The organism is Glycomyces tenuis DSM 44171, assembly GCF_000427885.1.
GTDB lineage: Bacteria > Actinomycetota > Actinomycetes > Mycobacteriales > Micromonosporaceae > Glycomyces > Glycomyces tenuis.
In genome coordinates this window covers 39517-56676 of the sequence record NZ_KE386602.1, presented here as the reverse complement: position 1 = coordinate 56676, position 17160 = coordinate 39517, and the positions used below count along the sequence as shown (strand labels likewise).

At 72.7% G+C, this 17160-nt stretch carries 14 protein-coding genes; 1 reads left to right on the top strand and 13 read right to left on the bottom strand.

What is annotated here, in order from left to right; genetic code table 11:
- Positions 1-5 precede the first annotated feature (5 nt).
- The 13 genes from gatC to YWW_RS0126325 form a co-directional block, all read right to left on the bottom strand.
- Positions 6-305: an Asp-tRNA(Asn)/Glu-tRNA(Gln) amidotransferase subunit GatC gene (gatC, locus tag YWW_RS0126385; protein WP_026932419.1), complete on the bottom strand. Its 300-nt coding sequence runs from the start codon at positions 303-305 to the stop codon at positions 6-8.
- A gap of 778 nt (positions 306-1083) precedes the next feature.
- A complete protein-coding gene (locus YWW_RS0126380; RefSeq protein WP_026932418.1) occupies positions 1084-2856 on the bottom strand; it encodes an ABC transporter ATP-binding protein in 1773 nt (590 codons plus the stop codon).
- An 8-nt stretch (positions 2857-2864) separates the two neighbouring features.
- Positions 2865-4604, bottom strand: coding sequence for an ABC transporter transmembrane domain-containing protein (locus YWW_RS33310; RefSeq protein WP_162146011.1), 1740 nt, complete (start codon positions 4602-4604; stop codon positions 2865-2867).
- Positions 4601-6403, bottom strand: a complete 1803-nt coding sequence (locus YWW_RS33305) for an ABC transporter ATP-binding protein (RefSeq protein ID WP_051326355.1) — start codon at positions 6401-6403, stop codon at positions 4601-4603. Before YWW_RS33305 ends, YWW_RS33310 begins: the two co-directional genes overlap by 4 nt.
- Entirely contained in the window at positions 6400-8106 is a 1707-nt protein-coding gene (locus tag YWW_RS37905; RefSeq protein ID WP_081687800.1) for an ABC transporter transmembrane domain-containing protein, read from the bottom strand. Before YWW_RS37905 ends, YWW_RS33305 begins: the two co-directional genes overlap by 4 nt.
- Positions 8107-8214: 108 nt before the next feature.
- A complete protein-coding gene (locus YWW_RS34615; protein ID WP_051326353.1) occupies positions 8215-9300 on the bottom strand; it encodes a response regulator in 1086 nt (361 codons plus the stop codon).
- Positions 9301-9397: 97 nt separating this feature from the next.
- The gene (gene erm / locus YWW_RS0126355) at positions 9398-10201 is read right to left on the bottom strand and encodes a 23S ribosomal RNA methyltransferase Erm (RefSeq protein WP_026932416.1); all 804 of its coding nucleotides are present in this window, start codon (positions 10199-10201) and stop codon (positions 9398-9400) included.
- A 231-nt stretch (positions 10202-10432) separates the two neighbouring features.
- Complete coding sequence (locus tag YWW_RS33295) at positions 10433-11953, bottom strand: sodium/solute symporter (RefSeq protein WP_035700579.1); 1521 nt, start codon at positions 11951-11953, stop codon at positions 10433-10435.
- The gene (locus tag YWW_RS33290; RefSeq protein ID WP_051326352.1) at positions 11953-12291 is read right to left on the bottom strand and encodes a hypothetical protein; all 339 of its coding nucleotides are present in this window, start codon (positions 12289-12291) and stop codon (positions 11953-11955) included. Before YWW_RS33290 ends, YWW_RS33295 begins: the two co-directional genes overlap by 1 nt.
- A gap of 44 nt (positions 12292-12335) precedes the next feature.
- Positions 12336-13235: a LytR/AlgR family response regulator transcription factor gene (locus YWW_RS37110; RefSeq protein WP_026932415.1), complete on the bottom strand. Its 900-nt coding sequence runs from the start codon at positions 13233-13235 to the stop codon at positions 12336-12338.
- Positions 13232-14278: a histidine kinase gene (locus YWW_RS0126335; RefSeq protein WP_026932414.1), complete on the bottom strand. Its 1047-nt coding sequence runs from the start codon at positions 14276-14278 to the stop codon at positions 13232-13234. Before YWW_RS0126335 ends, YWW_RS37110 begins: the two co-directional genes overlap by 4 nt.
- Positions 14279-14416: 138 nt before the next feature.
- Positions 14417-16096, bottom strand: coding sequence for a solute symporter family protein (locus YWW_RS0126330; RefSeq protein ID WP_026932413.1), 1680 nt, complete (start codon positions 16094-16096; stop codon positions 14417-14419).
- Positions 16093-16455 carry a DUF485 domain-containing protein gene (locus tag YWW_RS0126325; RefSeq protein WP_026932412.1) on the bottom strand — a complete coding sequence of 121 codons (363 nt, stop codon included), beginning with the start codon at positions 16453-16455 and terminating at the stop codon, positions 16093-16095. The genes YWW_RS0126330 and YWW_RS0126325 overlap by 4 nt, the downstream gene beginning before the upstream one ends.
- Positions 16456-16732: 277 nt before the next feature.
- Here YWW_RS0126325 and YWW_RS0126320 point away from each other — a divergent pair, with 277 nt between their 5' ends.
- The gene (locus tag YWW_RS0126320) at positions 16733-17149 is read left to right on the top strand and encodes a VOC family protein (protein WP_026932411.1); all 417 of its coding nucleotides are present in this window, start codon (positions 16733-16735) and stop codon (positions 17147-17149) included.
- The last annotated feature ends 11 nt before the right edge of the window (positions 17150-17160 follow it).

The window sequence follows — 17160 nt, the reverse complement described above, 5'->3', positions numbered from 1 at the left end:
ACGGGCTAGGCCTCCTCGTCCAGGATGCGGGGGACGCGGAAGCGGTCCTCGGCGGTGTCGGGGCCGCCCGCGAGGACGGCGTCGCGGGGCAGCGAGGGCTGGGGCCGGTCTTCCCGGAACACGTTCACCAGCGGCACCGCGTGCGAGGTCGGCTGGACGCCGTCGGTGTCGACCTCGCCGAGGGTCTTCATCGATTCGAGGATGACGTCGAGCTGCCCGGCGAAGGCGTCGAGCTCGTCGTCGGTGACTTCGAGGCGGGCCAGCCGCGCCAGGTGCGCGACTTCCTCGCGTGAAATCGTACTCACGACAGATGTTTCCTAACGGTTTCTAGCTGCGGGAAGACCTATCGAGTCTAGGTCGTGCGCCGCGGGTGCGGTCGGCGGCCCTGCGGCGAATCCGGTGCGTCGTGCGGCGCCTCGGCCGGCGGGCGGCGGCGGGGCGGGCGCGGCCGGGGAGGAGGTCGTGTCGCGGCGCCTTCTGGGATCGGTGGGGCGGGTGGGCTGCGAGAGGCCTTCTCGGCGCGGGCGTTTCGTTGCGATTCGCACACTATGTGGTGTCGCGCTCACCGGATGGGGCCGTGGAAATGTGGCGTGCGCAACTCGCGTTGTGAAATTGTTACCGCTTGGTACGGCATGGGGAACGTCCGCGTGAAGGGCACGGGTCCCGTTGGGGTGCAACGGTCGGAGCGCTGCCGCGCGCCAGCGCCGGGCTCGATCGCTTCAGGCCCGCGACCAGCGCGGAGACCGCATGGTGAAACGGAGACCAGAGGCCCCTTCAAAATGAGCCGATCGTGGTCTATGATTGCTATCACTGGTTCGGAACGGGTTTCCTGGTTTCCTTTCTGTTTCCTTGCTAATAACGAGTCGGTGGGTGTTCCGACTTGTGGTGGTGTTCTCGAGCCAGTGACGGGCCCCGGGCGAAAGCCCGGGGCCCGATTTCGTTTCGGGGCCGGTTCATCTGCGGCTCGTGAACTCGCCGTGCCGAGCTGACTTACGCTCGCAAGCCCACCGTGCTGAGCTGACTTACGCTCGCGAGCCCACCGTGCTGCGCTCACTTACGGCTCACAAGCCCACCGTGCTGCGCTCACTTACGGCTCGCAAGCTCGCCGTGCCAGGCCCTCCAGAGGTCGGCGTAGTGGCCGTCGCGGGCGATGAGCTCGTCGTGGTCGCCCAGCTCGGCCACCAGGCCGTCCTCGACGACGGCGATGCGGTCGGCGTCGTGCGCGGTGTGGAGCCGGTGCGCGATCGCGATGACGGTGCGGCCCTCCAGGACCGCCCCCAGGGCGCGCTCGGTGTCGCGGGCCGCCCGCGGGTCGAGCATCGCGGTGGCCTCGTCGAGGATCACCACGTCGGGGTCGGCCAGGATGATCCTGGCCAGGGCGATCTGCTGGGCCGAAGCCGCGTCGAGCTCTCTGGCGGTGCCGCCCAGGCCGGTGTCGAGCCCGTCGGGCAGGTCGAAGACCCAGTCGGCGCCGACGGCGGCCAGCGCGGCCTCGAGCTCCTCGTCGCCCGCCTCGGCCTTGGCGAGGATCAGGTTGTCGCGCAGGGTCGCGTTGAACACGTGGTGCTCCTGCGTGACCAGGGTGACGCGCTTGCGGCGCTCGTCGAGCGGCAGGGCCGCCACCTCGACCCCGCCGATGGTCACGGAGCCGCCGCGGGGCACGTCGGCACCCGAGACGAGCCGGGCGAGCGTGGACTTCCCGGCGCCGGAGGGGCCGACGACCGCGAGCCGCTGCCCGGCCGGAACCGTCAGGCTCACACCGTGGAGGACGTCGCCGCCGGTCGGGTACGCGAAGCGCACCTCCCGCAGCTCGACCGTCCCGTCGACGGGCCGTTCGGCGGTCGCGCCCGCGTCGGTGCTCTCGGCTTCGGCGACGCCTTCGACGCGGGCCAGGGCGGCGAAGCCGCGCTGGACGCGCTCGACCCACATCAGGATGTGGTCGAGCGGGAACATGATCTGGCGGGTGAGCACCGCGCAGCTGGCGACCATGCCGAGGCTGACCGAGCCGTTGAAGTAGAACGCGCCGCCGACGAGCAGCACTGCGGCCGTCGGCAGGGCGTAGGTGCCGTCGAGGAACGGGAAGAACACGCTGCGCAGGAACAGGGTGTAGCGGACGGCGCTCCAGTGGCCGGCGACCGTCGCGTCGCCGGCGCGGCGGCGCCGGTCCTCGAGCCGGTACGCCTCGGTGGTGCGGGCGCCGTCGGCCGAGGCGCCGATGGTGTCGCCGATGCTCGATTCGGCTTCGCGTTCACGGAGGTAGCCGTCGCGGGCGCGCTTGAGGTACCAGCGGGTGCCGACGGTGATCGGCGGGACGGCCACGAGCATGCACAGCCCCAGCAGGGGGCTGACCCACAGCATCGCGCCGAGGAAGACCAGGACCTTCAGCACCGAGACGGTCACCTGCGGGACGCCGTCGCGGAACAGGCCGCCGGCCTCGGGCACGTCGGCCGAGGAGCGGGTCATCAGGTCGCCGGACCCGGCCTGCTCCACCACGGGCATCGGCAGTCTGAGGCTGCGGTCGACGAACTGCTCGCGCATGGTCGCCGAGAGCCGCTCCCCCAGCCGGTGGGACACGAAGGTGCCGGCCCAGGTGAAGACGACGACGGCCACGACGGCGGCGGCGATGCCGATGGCGAGCCGGTCGACGCCGGAGGCGCTGCCGCCCGCGGCGAGGTCGTCGATCATCTCCCCCAGCAGCATCGGCGCGACGGCGGCGGCGACCGCGGCGACCAGGTGCAGGCCGATCGCGAAGGCGACGCGGCGCTTCTCGGACAGCAGCAGCACGGCGAAGGCGCGGCGGACGTCGGCGCGATCGGCGACGGGCAGTTGGCCGGTCTTCGCTGCGGGAGTGCTCATCTCGGTGCTCATTCGGCCTCCCTGGTGACGAGGGCGCGGTAGTCGGGCCGGTTCTCGAACAGCTCCAGGTGCGGGCCGGCGGCGACCACCTTGCCGTCGCGGACGAACGCGACCTTGTCGGCGCGGCCGAGCCACAGCGGCGAGGTGGTGGCCACGGCGGTGGCCTTCCCTGCGCGGGCGGCGGCGACGCGCTCGACGATGCGGGACTCGGTGTGGGAGTCGACCGCCGAGGTCGGCTCGTGGAGCAGCAGCACCTCGGGGTCGGCGGCGAGGGCGCGGGCCAGGCGCAGCCGCTGGCGCTGGCCGCCGGAGAGGGTGCGGACCTGGTTGTCCACTTCGGTGTCGAGCCCTTCGGGCAGGGAGTCGACGACGTCGGCGGCGCTGGCGGCCTCGACGGCCGCCCGGACGCGGTCCGCGCCCTCGCGCCCGGCGATGACCTCGGCGAGGGTCCCGGCGAACAGGTAGGCGTCGTGGTCGGCGACCAGGACGCGACGGCGCAGCTCGTCGCGGTCCATCCGGGACACCGGCACGGCCCCGAAGTCGGCCTCGCCGTCGGTGTAGGCGGCGAAGCGGTCGAAGACCTCGGCGACGCGGTCGGCGTCGGCGGAGGCGACGGCGAGCAGCTCGCCGCCTTCGACGGTCAGGCCGGACTCGGGGTCCCGCAGCGCGGCACCGGTGTGCGGGCCGGGCCGCGGCTCGGCGACGGCGTCCCGTTCGGGCACGTTGAGCAGGGCGCAGATCTTGCCGCTGGCGACGCGGCCCTCGATGATGCGGTAGGAGGTGCCGATGAGCCAGTGGACGGGCAGCAGCAGCGCACCGGTGTAGCCGTAGGCGGCGACCATCTGGCCGACGGTGATCTCCTCGGCGGCGACCAGGCGGCCCGACAGCCACACGACGACGCCGAGGAGGATCGCGGGGGTGCCTTCGCCGAGGGCGTTGAGCCAGGCCATGGGTGGGGCGACGCGGTAGCCGGCCCCGCGCAGCCGCGCGGAATCGCGGCGGTAGGAGTCGCTGAAGCGGCGCTCGCCGCCGATGCCGCGCAGGACGCGGAGCCCGGCGACGATGTCGGAGGCGCGGTCGGTGATGTCGCCGATGCGGTCGCGGTAGGCCTGCTGGCGCTTCTGGAGGCGGCTGAGCACCGGCCCGGTGATCAGGCCGACGAGGAACACGCCGATGAAGATGGTCAGGCCCAGCGAGACGGAGGTGTTGAACAGCAGGACGCCGACGGTGATCAGGCCGACGAGGCAGCCGAACGCCGGGGAGAGGCCGTCGACGGCCTCGGCGATGCGGCGCAGGTCGGTGGCGCCGACGCTGACGACCTGGCCGGTGGTGACCTGGCGGCGCAGGCCGCCGCCGAGGCGGTTGACCTTGCGGGTGGAGAGCTGGAGGGTCCGGTAGGCGGCGTCCATGCGCCAGTAGACGGTCAGGCGGTGGGACCAGACGATCATGGCGGCGCTGGCGAAGCCGGCGAGGACCAGGCCGAGGCTCCAGAGGGTGAGCGCGCTCCAGTCCCGTTGGGCGAGGCCGTGGTCGACCGCGCCGGTCAGGAAGTAGGGCAGGACCGGCAGGCCGCCGAGGGCGATGCCGGAGGTGATCAGGGCGGCGGCCGCGAGTCTCTTGCGGCGGGTGGCCAGCCAGAGCAGGAACTTCCACGGCGTGGTGGGCGGTGCGGGTGCACCGGTGCCCGACCGGCCGTCGGGCGCGACGGGGTCGTCCAGCGGCAGTTCGGGAGCGCGGAGGAACCTCACTTGACGACCGTAAAGTAGCCCTCCGACATCGGGCAAACGATTAAGCCGCGGTCGGAGTCGGCGGTGCCGTTCCATCCCTTCCAGAGCCGGGCGTAGGTGCCGTCGCGTGCGAGCAGCTCATCGTGGCTGCCGAGCTCGGTGACGCGGCCGTCGTCGACGACGGCGATGCGGTCGGCGTCGTGCGCGGTGTGGAGCCGGTGGGCGATGCCTATCACAGTGCGGCCGTCGAGGACGGCGGCGAGCGCGCGTTCGGTGTCGCGGGCGGCGCGCGGGTCGAGCATGGCGGTGGCCTCGTCGAGGATGACGACCTCGGGGTCGGCGAGGATGATGCGGGCGAGCGCGATCTGCTGGGCCGAGGCGGCGTCGAGGGCGTCGGCGGTGCCTCCGAGCGGTGTCTCGAGCCCTTCGGGCAGGGCCAGGGCCCAGTGGGCGCCGACGGCGGCGAGGGCCGATTCGAGTTCGGCGTCGGTGGCGCCGGGCTTGGCGAGGGCGAGGTTCTCGCGGAGGGTCGCGGTGAACACGTGGTGCTCTTGGGTGACGAGCGTGACGTGGCCGCGGCGGCGGTCCAGGGGCATGGCGGCGATGTCGGCGCCGCCGAGTTCGACCGTCCCGGCGCGGGGCGGGTCGATGCCGGCGATGAGCCGCGCGAGCGTGGACTTGCCCGCGCCGGAGGGGCCGACGACGGCGAGGCGTTCGCCGGCCGGCACGGCGAGGCTGACGCCGTGGAGGACGTCGCCGCCGCTCGGGTAGGCGAAGCGGACGTCGCGCAGGGCGACGTCGCCGCCGAGCGGTTCGGCCGCGGCGCCGGGGGACTCGTCGCCGAGGCCCTGGCCGACGCCTTCGACGCGGGCGAGCGAGGCGAAGCCGCGCTGGACGCGTTCGACCATCATCAGCAGGTTGTTGAGCGGGGCGATCGCCTGGCGGGACAGGACCGCGCAGGAGGAGACCGCGCCGATGGTGATCGCGTCGCCGAAGTACATGGCCGCGCCGAGCACGAGGACCCCGGCGGTGGGCAGCACATAGGAGCTTTCGAGGGTCAGGAAGTACATGCTGCGCAGGTAGAGCGTGTACCGGGTGGCCTTCCAGTGGCGGGAGACGGCGCCGTCGGTGGCGCGGCGGCGCCGCGGCTCGAGCCCGTGCAGCTCGGCGGTGCGGGCGCCGTCGGCGGTCGCGGCCAGGGCGTCGCCCATGCCGGACTCGGCGCGGCGCTCGGTCAGGTAGCCGTCGCGGGCGCGCTTGAGGTACCAGCGGGCGCCGACGGCGATCGGGGGCGCGGCGAGCAGGATGCACAGGGCCAGGACCGGGCTGACCCAGGCCATGGCGATCACGTAGACGAGGGAGGTGAGGACGGCGGTGGCCGCCCACGGGGCGGTGTCGCGCACGAGGCTCCCGGCCTCGGGGACGTCGACGGTGGAGCGGGTCGTCAGATCGCCCGAGCCGGCCTGCTCGGCCAGGTGCGGCGGCAGGTCGAGGCAGCGGGCGATGAAGCGCTCGCGCAGCCGCGCCGACAGCAGCTCGCCGACCTGGGCGACGGTGTAGCCGGCCGCCCAGGTGAGGATGAGCGCGGCGGCGATGGCGGCGGCCATGCCGAGGGCGAGCCGGTCCATGTCGTCGACGGTGGCCCCGGCGGCGATGCCGTCGATCATGCGGCCCATGAGCAGCGGGGCGGCGGCGCCCGCGCCCGCGGCGGCGACGTGGAGGACGACGCTGAGGGCGACGCGGCGGCGTTCGGCACCGAGCAGGGACACGTAGGCGGCGCGGACTTCGCGGGTGCCCGCGACGGGCAGTTCGGTGGTCATGTGAGCTCCCTGGCGACGAGGGCGCGGTAGTCGGGTTCGGCGGCCATGAGCTCGGCGTGGGCGCCGGCGGCCTTGGCCTTGCCGTCCTGGACGAAGACGACGGTGTCGGCACGGCCGAGCCACAGCGGGGAGGTGGAGGCGACGGCGGTGGTCAGGCCCGCCCGGAGGGCGGCGACTCGTTCGACGACGCGCGATTCGGTGTGGGAGTCGACCGCCGAGGTCGGCTCGTGAAGCAGCAGCACCTCGGCGTCCGCGGCGAGGGCGCGGGCCAGGCGCAGCCGCTGGCGCTGGCCGCCGGAGACGGTGCGCGCCTGGTTGCCGAGGTCGGTGCTCAAGCCGTCGGGAAGGGCGTCGACGACGTCGTCGGCGCAGGCGGCGGTGACGGCCTCGACGACGCGGCGCTCCCCCGTGGCTCCGGCGAGCACGGTCGCGAGGGTTCCGGCGTAGAGGTAGGCGTCGTGGTCGGCGACCAGGACGCGGCGGCGCAGCTCGACGGGGTCCATGTCGGACACCGGCACGTCGCCGAAGACGGCGTCGGCGGGCGAGAGGCCGGCGAGCCGGTCGAACATCTCGGTGGCGGACTGGGGGTCGGCGGCGGCGATGACGGTGAGGCCCGGGCGCAGGCTCAGGCCCGTGTCGGGGTCGGCGAGCTCGGCCCCGGGGGGCGGGCCGGGGCGGGTGTCGGTGCGCCTGGGCGGTTCGGGGAGGCGGAGCAGTTCGCAGATCTTCGCGGCGGCGACGTGCCCCTGCATGAGGACCATGGCGGTGCTCATGATCCAGCCGACCGGTTGGAGCAGGGCGGCGGTGTAGGCGTAGGCGGCGACCATCTGGCCGACGGTGATCTGGTGGTCGGCGGCGAGGCGGGCCGACTGCCACACGACCGCGCCGAGCAGGATGAGGGGCGCTCCGGCGGCGAGGGTGTCGATCCAGGCGCCGGGGGCGGCGATGCGCAGCCCGGCGCGTTTGAGGTCTTGGGAGTCGCGGCGGTAGGACTCGTTGAAGGCGTCCTCGCCGCCGACGCCGCGCAGGACGCGGAGCCCGGCGACGATGTCGGAGGATCGGGTGGTGATGGCGCCGACGTGTTCGCGGTAGGAGCGGTAGCGGCGCTGGAGGCGCCCGAGCAGCGGCCCGGTGAGGACGGCGACGGCGGTGACGCCGATGAAGACCGTCAGGCCCAGCGACACGGAGGTGGCGAACAGCAGGACGGCGACGGCGATGATCCCGGCGGCGCAGCCGACGGTGGGGGCGAGCGCCTCGATGGAGCGGCCGATGGCGCGCATGTCGGTGATGCCGACGCTGACGACGTCGCCGGTGGTGGCGTGGGCGCGCAGGCGGGCGCCGAGGCGGCCGACCTTGGCGACGGTGAGCTGCTGGGCGCGGTAGGAGGCGTCCTGGCGCCACCACACGGTCATGCGGTGGTGGACGACGATGCTGACGGCGACGACGGATCCGGCGGCGACGAGCGAGCCGACCCAGGCGGCCAGCGCGCCCCAGTCGTGCCGCGCGATGCCCTCGTCGACGGCGCCGGAGAGGAAGATCGGCATGACCGGGACGAGGCCGAGGGAGAAGACCGCGGAGATCCAGACGCCGGCGGCGAGGAGCTTGCGACGGGTGGCGAGCCACCAGAACAGGCGCCACGGGGTGAGCCGCGGCGGGGTTCCGGTGTCGGAGACGGGGAGCCGGGGGGCGCGCAGGAGCGTCACTCGGACACGGTAGCCGTGGCGGCGGCGCGGCGGCAACCGTTTAACCGCCGGATGGGGGTCCTTCGTGGAAGGCGAGCGGGCTCGTGGGCTCGGGCTTCCGGGCCGCGGTCACCGGTGTCCCCAGGGGAGCCGGAGCGCCTTGCCGTCGCCGTACTGGTGGCGGCGCTGCCCGACGATGTCGATCACGTAGTTCACCAGCTCCTCGGGGCTGCCGGTGGCGGTGGCGGCGCGGGGGTGGAGGGAGGCGGCGGCCTTGACCGAGCCGCTGAAGAAGATCGCGGGCGTCGGGATGCCCGCGCCGACCATGCGGTCGAGCAGGGCCATGCCCGCCGACTCGCCGGCCGGCTCGTTGTCGCGGCGCATGTCGGAGATGACGAGGTCGTAGGGCGCGATCGTCATGGCGTGCATGGCCTCGTCGGTCGAGTCGACGGTGTCGACCTTGACGCCGGCGGTGCGGAAGAGCCGCACTAGGGGCTCGTTCCACTCGTGGTGGTCGTCGACCCACAGGACCGAGCCGCCCTGGAGGAGGTCGGTGGAGAGGGAGAGGCGGGTCGCGGCCCTGAGCCCGCGCTGGGTGTCGGCGGCGGGGTCCGGGAGCGGGGCGCGGTAGGGCGGGCGGCCCATCGGGACGGTCCGGGGCGATTCCACGGGCGGCTCGGTGGTGGCGGGGTACGGGGTCCTCTGGACCGGGAAGCGCCGTTGCGGAGGGATCGGCGGGTACATGGGTTGGGGCGGCGTCTCGCCGCCCGGCTGCGCCTCGGTCTCGGCTTCGGCGACCTCCTGCTCGGCGGGGTCCTCGTCGGCGCGGTCGCCGTCCGGGGTGCCCGAGGGCGAGGCGGGGCCGCCGCGCGGGAGCTCGGCGGGCGGGCGGGTGTAGACCGTCCCGTCGAGCCCGGTGCCGCCGGGGCGCTCCTCGTCCGCCCCTTCGGCGGCGCGGTCGCCGAGGGGCGGCAGCGGCGGGAAGGGCACCGGCACCGCCTGGGCGGCGTCCGGGTGCCCCTCCCTGGTGTGGCTGGCCTGCTCGATGACCTCCCTGGCGAGCTCCACGGAGACGAACGGGGTCTCGACCCTGGTCATGCGGTGGGCCTCGCGGGTGAGGATGCGGCGGGCGACGATGAGGGCGGCGATGCCGAAGCCGAGCCATACGAGCGTGGGCAGGAAGCGGATCAGTTCGATCCACATGGCCTCGGTCATCGCAGTCTCCAAAGGGGTGTCGGATACGGCGCCATCACCGTAGCGCGTCCCGGCCACCGCCGCAGCCCTCACCCGCGTCGGTGGCGGAGGGCCTGTTTCAGTGCAGGGCCAGGAACAGGCGGGCCCACCGGTCCGGCGGCACGAGGCCGACCGGCGCGTCCCGGGCCACGCCCGCCGCGGCGCAGGCCCGGTCGACCCGCCTCGCCGGGTGCGCCCGCCGCAGTGAGGCGGCCAGGGAGCCGCCCACGCCGGTGAAGCCCAGCTCCACCAGCCGCCGGTACTCCCCCGTGGCCGATCGCGGCAGCAGCGGTTCGGGGCGCCGCTTGAGGTGCAGCAGCGCCGAGTCGACCCGCGGCACCGGGTGGAAGCTGCGGCGCCCGATGCGCGGGCCCAGTTCGAAGGCGGTCCACGGCCACTCGACGACCGCCAGTTTCGTCCAGCGGCCGAAGTCGCCGGTGTGCTTGCGGGCGAACTCGAGCTGGGTCACGAGGGTGGCCGAGCTCAGGGTCCGGGCGGCCAGGCACCAGCGCACGATGTCGGTGGTGACGTTGTAGGGCACGTTGGCGACGACGGCGAACGGCTCGCGCGGTGGCGTGACGTCGCGGAAGTCGGCGTGGTGGCAGCGGATCCGGTCGTCGCCGGCGTAGCGGCGGCGCAGGCGTTCGGCGTAGCGGGGGTCCTTCTCGTAGGCGAGGACCCGCCGGGCGGTGCCGACGAGGTGGCGGGTGAGCGCGCCGTCGCCGGGTCCGGGTTCGAGCACCAGGTCGTCGCGGGTGACGCCGGAGGATCGGACGACCATCCGGGCCGTGCCGGCGTCGGTGAGGAAGTTCTGTGAGAGCCGCTTCCGCTTGGAGCGGGTCGCCGTTTCGCGGGCGCGCGGTATGGAACGGTTGCGGGACATGGGAGTCCTCCGAGTGGAGTAGTCGAATCGGGAACGCTGATTCGCCTAGGACCCCATGCCGAAGGCACGAAGAGAGCAGCGGAGAAGCTGTCATGAGACGCCCCGGTCGAAGACGCCGGGGGGCGGGTTCAGTGCGTCGGCAGGGCCTAGGCCTCTGCGCGCAGCCGAATGAAGAACGCGGCGCACACGCAGGGTGCGCTCACCGGTGGACTTCCGAACATGCCGACCAGGCTAGTTCGTCTTCTCGGAGGCGTCGAGTGATTTCCGCGGGCGGGCGATCGGGATCTCAGCGCTGTAGCGGCCGGGCAGGTGGAGGCGCAGCACCGCCTCGTCGGCCCATTCGGGGACGGACGAGGGCCGCGAGGCGAGGATCATCGCGGCGAACGCCAGCGGGACCGTCCACAGCGCCGGCTGCGCCAGCAGGATCGAGACGACGCCGGGTTCGATGTCGATGAGCACCGAGGTCATGGCCGCGCCGGTGGAGGAACCCGCGCCGATGAGGAGGCCGACGGTGGCGCCGGTGGCGGTCAGGCCGCGCCACCAGATGCCGAGGGCCAGCAGCGGGCAGAACGTGGAGGCCGCCACCGCGAAGGCCCAGCCGACCAGGACGTTGATGTCGACGCCGGCGGCCGGGAGCGCCAGGGCGACGGCCAGGCCGGTGCCGACGGCCACGCCGAGTCGCAGCCGGGGCAGGGAGCCGCCGAACAGGTCGTGCGACAGGCCCCCGGCGAGGGCGAGGAGGAGCCCGGACGAGGTGGAGAGGAATGCCGCGAAGGCGCCGGCGGCGACCAGCGCGGTGAGGACGGCGCCGACGGCGCCGGGGGCGATCTCGCCGGGCACGAGGACCGGCACGACGTCGGTCTCGGAGGGGCTGGGCGTGACGACGCGGCCGAGGAGCCCGTAGACGACCGGGAAGAGGTAGAAGGCGCTGAGCAGGACGATGACGCTGACGGCGACGCGGCGGGCGGCGCGGGCCCCGGCGACGGTGTGGAAGCGCATGACGACGTGCGGCAGCCCCATGGCGCCCAGGGTGGTGGCGACGAGGACGGAGACGGTGGCGAGGACGGGCTGGCCGGAGTCGCCCAGGTCGAGCATGGGGCGCATCCACTCGTCGTCGACTTCGAGGGGGTCGATCGCGGCCTCGCGGCGCTCGGGCCCGGCCAGGAAGATCAGGACGAGGGCGGGCCCGGCGATGAACGCGAGCTTGAGCAGGTAGTGGAAGGCCTGGACGTAGGTGGCCGAGCGCATGCCGCCGACGGCGATGGTGGAGGCGACGACGAGTCCGGCGCCGACGACGCCGATCCAGTAGGGGATGCCGCTGACCAGTTCGAGGACGACGCCCGCGGCCTTGAACTGCGGGATGAGGTAGAGCAGCATGATGACCAGGACGACGAGGCCGCACATGCGCCTGATGCGGGGCGAGCCGAAGCGGTATTCGGCGAAGTCGGGGACGGTGTAGGCGCCGCTGCGGCGCATGGGACCGGCGACGAGGGCGGCGACGAGGACGTAGCCGGCGGTGAAGCCGACGGCGTACCACATGGCGCCGACGCCGTTCTTGACGAGCAGCCCGGCGAGGCCGAGGACGGAGGCGGCCGAGACGTACTCGCCGGCGATGGCGAGGGCGTTCCAGCCGGGGACGATGCGCCTGGAGGCGACCAGGAAGTCCGGTGTGGACCGCGCGGCCTTGACGCCCCACACGCCGATGACGATGCTGGCGGCGAGGACCAGGCTGATCGAGGCGAGGCCGAGCATCAGGAGTCCGATTCGATGCGTTCGGCGCGCCTCACGTGGACGGCGGCGAGGACGAGCAGGACGGGATAGGGCGCGAAGAACAGGACGGCCCAGCCGAGGCGCCCGCTGGCGAGGTCGGCGGCGAGGAGGAGGGCCGCGAGGGCGAGGCCGAGGGCGAGGACGGTGCGCAGGGCGAGGCGCCGTTGGCGTTTGAGGGCGCGCTCGGCGGCGTCCATGTCGATGGGGGTGGAGGCGATGGGGGGCCGGCCGGCGCGTCGGTTGAGGGGCCGCATCGCGTCGGTGCGGCGGCGCAGCGCGAGGCGGGTCTGCGGGCTGGTGACTCGGACCCGTTGGTTCATCGGCCTTCACTCCGGTCGGGTTCGGGCGCCGTGCGGCGCGGCGGTCAGGGGCGGCTCCGGTCGTCGCTGCGGGCGGCTTGGAGGAGGCGTTCGCGCAGCAGGCGGGAGTGGCGGCGGCTGACGGGGACCTCGCCGGCCTCGGTGACGGCGACGAGCCCGGCGGTGGAGGTGACGCGCAGTTCGGTGATCGCGGCGAGGTTGACGAGGTAGGAGCGGTGGGCTCGGACGAATCCGGCGGCGTCCCAGACCTGTTCGAGGTAGGTGAGGGACTGGCGCAGCAGCACCGATTCGCGTCTGCTCGAGTCGGGGCGGTGGGAGGCGACGGGCTGGTGAGGAGGGTGTTCACTCCGGTTCGGGTGGCGGTGGGTGACGGGCTGGTGAGGAGGGTGTTCACTCCGGTTCGGGTGGCGGTGGGTGACGGGCGGGCCGGTACCCGGTCCGATGTGGAGTCTGACGTAGTCGCCGTGGGCCTCGGCGTAGGCGATGTCGTCGCGGCGGATGAAGACGGTGCGCCCGGCGAGTTCGACCTGGACGACGGCGAGGTCGTCGGCCTTCTCCCCGGTGGTGGCGGAGCCGGAGCGGTGGTGGTCGATGCGGGCGACGGCCTCGGCGAGGCGTTCGGGGCGGAATGGCTTGAGGAGGTAGTCGACGGCGCCGAGTCCGAAGGCGTCGACGGCGTGGTTGTCGTAGGCGGTGACGAAGACGATGGCGGGGGCGTCGGTCAGGCGGGTGAGGACGCGGGCGACGTCCATGCCGTTGATGCCGGGCATGGCGATGTCGAGGAAGGCCGCGTCGAAACTGCCCGAGCCGAGCAGGCGGATCGCTTCGCTGCCGCCGTCGGCGCAGACGACGTCGCCGACACTGGGCTGCTCGGCGAGCTGGCCGGCGAGTTCGGCGCGGGTGGAGGGCTCGTCTTCGACGACGAGGACGCGGAGGCGTTTCACTGGGCGAGGACTCCTCGGGCGTAGCGGGGTATGCGGACGGTGGCCTTGGTGCCGGCGCCGGGGGCGGTGTCGAGCAGGAGGCCATACTCGGGACCGTAGACGGCCCGCAGGCGCCGGTCGACATTGGCGAGGCCGATGCCGGCGGTGCCGTCGGGGCGGGGAGAGGACGCACTCCAGGTCGGGTGGCGGGAGGCGGGCGGGCCGGTGCCGGTGAGGACGGCTTTGGCGTGTTCGGGGTCCATGCCGTCGCCGTCGTCTTCGACCTCGATGACGCACAGGGGCCCTTCGGAGAAGCCGCGGACGGCGATGTGGCCGGTGCCGGGCCGCGATTCGAAGCCGTGGCGGATGGCGTTCTCGACGATGGGCTGGACGACGAGGAAGGGGATGGCGACGGGCAGCACCTCGGGCGCTATCTGGACGGTGATGTCGAGGCGGTCGTCGAAGCGGGCCCGCTGGAGTTCGAGGTAGGTCTGGACGGCCTGGAGCTCGTCGGCGACGGTGGCGTAGTCGCCGGTGGCGGCGAAGGAGTAGCGCAGGTAGTCGGAGAAGTCGGAGAGCAGCTCGCGGGCGCGCTCGGGGTCGGTGCGGGTGTGGGCGCTGATGGCGGCGAGTGCGTTGTGCATGAAGTGGGGCGAGATCTGGGCGCGGAGGGTGCGCAGGTCGGCGGCGGCGATGCGTTCGCGGGAGCGGTCGAGTTCGGCGTGGTCGAGAGCGGTGGCGACGAGGCGGGCGGCCTCGGCGACCTCGGCGTCGGTGACGTCGCCGGCGACGATGAGGCCTCCGGCGAGGTCGCCGGAGACCAGGAGGGGCGCGGCCCGCAGCGGCGGGTCGGTGACGGTGTCGAGCTCGTCGAGGACTTCGGCGAGGATCTGGGCGGCGGCGGCGGCGTCGAGGCGGCCCCAGGCGGCGAGGACGCGGTCGCAGTCGGCGAGGGCGACGGCGTCGGCGCCGAGGAGGCGGGCGAGGCGGCGGGCGGCGTCGTCGGCGTGCCTGCCGGGGAGCCCGTCGGCGAGGGCCTCGCCGATCTGGCGTGTGAGTCGCAAGGCGGCGAGCGTCGCCGCGTTCGAGCCGCGGCGGCGCAGCTGCTGGTGGGGGGATCTCGCGATCACCAGCCAACTGTAACGTGGGGCACATACGACGGCGGGGAGGGCCGAGGGTTGGCCCTCCCCGCCTGTGTCGGCTCAGTGTTTGACAGCCCGCTCCGAGCCGGCGCCGGTGAGCGCCCTTACTTGGAGAGTGGCGAACCGCTCGGGTTTGGATTCGGAGCTCATCAGCGTGCCGACCACAGCGCAGATGAGACCCAGCGGGATGGACACCAAGCCGGGGTTCGACATCGGGAACCACGCGATGTCGACCCCTTCGCCGAGCAGCGAGTTCGGCGCGCCCGAGAAGACCGGGGAGAAGATCACCAGGCCGACGGCGGCGATGAGGCCGCCGTAGATGCCCGCCACCGCGCCGGCCGTGTTGAACCGCTTCCAGAACAGGCTCAGCAGCAGGGTCGGCAGGTTCGCCGAGGCGGCCATGGCGAAGGCCAGCGCCACCAGGAAGGCGACGTTGAGGCTCTGGGCGTAGATCGCCAAGACGATCGAGACGACGCCGACGCCGATCGCGGCGAGCTTGGCGACGACGACCTCTTCGCGATCGGTGGCGGCGCCGCGCCGGATGACGCTGTTGTACAGGTCGTGCGCCAGCGAGGAGGACGAGGCGATGACGAGTCCGGCCACGGTCGACAGGATCGCGGCGAAGGCGGCCGAGGCGATGATGGCGAGCATGACGGCGCCGACGGTGGAGCCTCCGACGTTGTCGCCGACCGCCTGCGCCAGCTGGGGCGCGGCGGTGTTGCCGGCCGGGTTCTGCGCCGTGATCGCCTCGGCGCCGACGATCGCGGCGGCGCCGAAGCCGAGCACCAGGGTGAGCAGGTAGAACGAGCCGATGAGGCCGATGCCCCAGTTGACGGACTTGCGGGCCGAGCGGGAGTCGGGAACGGTGTAGAAACGGATGAGGATGTGCGGCAGGCCCGCGGTGCCGAGGACGAGCGCGAGCCCGAGGCTGATGAGGTCGAGCTTGTTCCACATCGTCTGGGTCGGATCGCCCGGCACTTCCACGCCGTAGCGCTGCCCCGGTTCGAGGAATCCGGCGCCGATCCCGGAGGCTTCGGCGGCGTCGCCGAGGAGGTTCGAGATGTTGAACCCGTACTCGGTGAGCACCAGCAGGGCCAGCAGCGCCGCGCCGCCGAGCAGCACGATGGCCTGGAAGATCTGGACCCAGGTCGTGCCCTTCATGCCGCCGAGGGCGACGTAGACGATCATGAGCAGGCCGACGAAGACGATGCCGACGTTGCTGGCGACCTCGGCGTTCATGCCGAGGAAGGTCTCGCCCTCCCTGATGCCGAGCAGGAGCGCGATGAGCGCTCCGGCGCCGACCATCTGCGCGAGCAGGTAGAAGATCGAGACGGTCATGGTCGAGACTGCGGCGGCGGTGCGGACGGGGCGCTGGCGCATCCGGAACGAGAGGACGTCGGCCATGGTGAACCGGCCGGAGTTGCGCAGGAGCTCGGCGACGAGGAGCAGCGCGACGAGCCAGGCGACGAGGAATCCGATCGAGTACAGGAAACCGTCGTAACCGGAGAGGGCGAGGATGCCGGCGATGCCGAGGAACGAGGCCGCCGACATGTAGTCCGAGGCGATCGCGAAGCCGTTCTGCCAGGACTTGAAGCCGCGGCCGCCGGAGTGGAAGTCGGTGGCGTCCCGCGTGTGGTTCCTGGCCCAGATGGTGATGACGACGGTGGCCACGACCATGAGCAGGAAGAGCACGAGGGTGAGGGTGCGTCCGGTTTCGGTCTGTTGGGCGAGGATGCTCATCGCTTCTCCCCTTCGCCGTAGTGGAGCTCGTCATGGAGCTCGGCGGCCCGGGGGTCGAATTCGCGGGCGGTGTGGCGCGAGTACGCCCACGCGATGCCGAATGTGGAGACGAATTGGAGCAGGCCGAACACCAGGGCGACGTTGATGTTGCCGAACAGGACGGTGCCCATGAAGTCGCGGGCGTATCCGGACAGGATCACATAGAGCAGGTACCAGGCGAGAAAACCGATGGTGGCGGGGACGATGAATCGGAACAGGCGGCGTTTGAGGTCGATGAAGCGGGGGTCGTCGTGCATGGCGGCGAGTTCTTCGTCGGTGACCGCGGGCGGTGGGCCGTCGCGCATCGGGGTCGTAGCCATCGGGCCTTCCTCCTTGAAGGGGTTGCCGTGTCGGCTCTGCTGCTGGCGCATGACCGCACGGTGATGTGCATTACGAAGAAGGTAAGGCCAGGGCTCGCCGGTGAGAAGTCTCGATGTGACGCACGTCGCTGGACGTTCGGTTTCTGCGCCGGGCCTGCGGTGAGCGGTCGGCGAGCGGTCGGCGGGCGGTCGGGAGGAGATTTCGGCGGGAGCGATGAATCCGCGCGGCGGCGCTCGTCGGTATTGGTGAAGCGACTGCGAGAGAGAGGTGCCGACCATGGGCGGCAAGATGATCTTCCTGAACCTCCCGGTGGAGGACCTGGCCCGTTCCAAGCGGTTCTATGAGTCGATCGGCTGGTCGATCAACGGGGACTTCACCGACGAGAACGCCGCGTGCGTCGTCGTCGACGACAACATCTGCCTGATGCTGCTGAGCAAGGACTTCTACTCCACGTTCACCAAGCGGCCGATCGCCGACACCGTCACCACGAGCGGCGCGCTGTACGCGCTGTCGCTGGAGAGCCGGGAGGCCGTCGACGCGCTGACCGAGGCGGCGGTCGAGGCCGGCGGGACCGAGGAGGTCAACGAGCAGAAGCGCGCGCAGGAGGCCGAGGTCGGCATGCACGGCAGGGCGTTCCAGGACCTCGACGGCCACCAGTGGGAGCCGTTCTTCATGGACTACTCCGGCGCCTGACACGGACGACG

What these genes read in the sequence shown, in the direction of transcription:
- YWW_RS33295 (WP_035700579.1), bottom strand. Translation starts at nt 11,953, where the DNA reads ATGCTCGGCCTCGCCTCGATCAGCCTGGTCCTCGCCGCCAGCATCGTC.
- YWW_RS33305 (WP_051326355.1), bottom strand. Translation starts at nt 6,403, where the DNA reads ATGACCACCGAACTGCCCGTCGCGGGCACCCGCGAAGTCCGCGCCGCC.
- erm (WP_026932416.1), bottom strand. Translation starts at nt 10,201, where the DNA reads ATGTCCCGCAACCGTTCCATACCGCGCGCCCGCGAAACGGCGACCCGC.
- YWW_RS33290 (WP_051326352.1), bottom strand. Translation starts at nt 12,291, where the DNA reads ATGAACCAACGGGTCCGAGTCACCAGCCCGCAGACCCGCCTCGCGCTG.
- YWW_RS34615 (WP_051326353.1), bottom strand. Translation starts at nt 9,300, where the DNA reads ATGACCGAGGCCATGTGGATCGAACTGATCCGCTTCCTGCCCACGCTC.
- YWW_RS0126320 (WP_026932411.1), top strand. Translation starts at nt 16,733, where the DNA reads ATGGGCGGCAAGATGATCTTCCTGAACCTCCCGGTGGAGGACCTGGCC.
- YWW_RS0126330 (WP_026932413.1), bottom strand. Translation starts at nt 16,096, where the DNA reads ATGAGCATCCTCGCCCAACAGACCGAAACCGGACGCACCCTCACCCTC.
- YWW_RS0126325 (WP_026932412.1), bottom strand. Translation starts at nt 16,455, where the DNA reads ATGGCTACGACCCCGATGCGCGACGGCCCACCGCCCGCGGTCACCGAC.
- YWW_RS0126380 (WP_026932418.1), bottom strand. Translation starts at nt 2,856, where the DNA reads ATGAGCACTCCCGCAGCGAAGACCGGCCAACTGCCCGTCGCCGATCGC.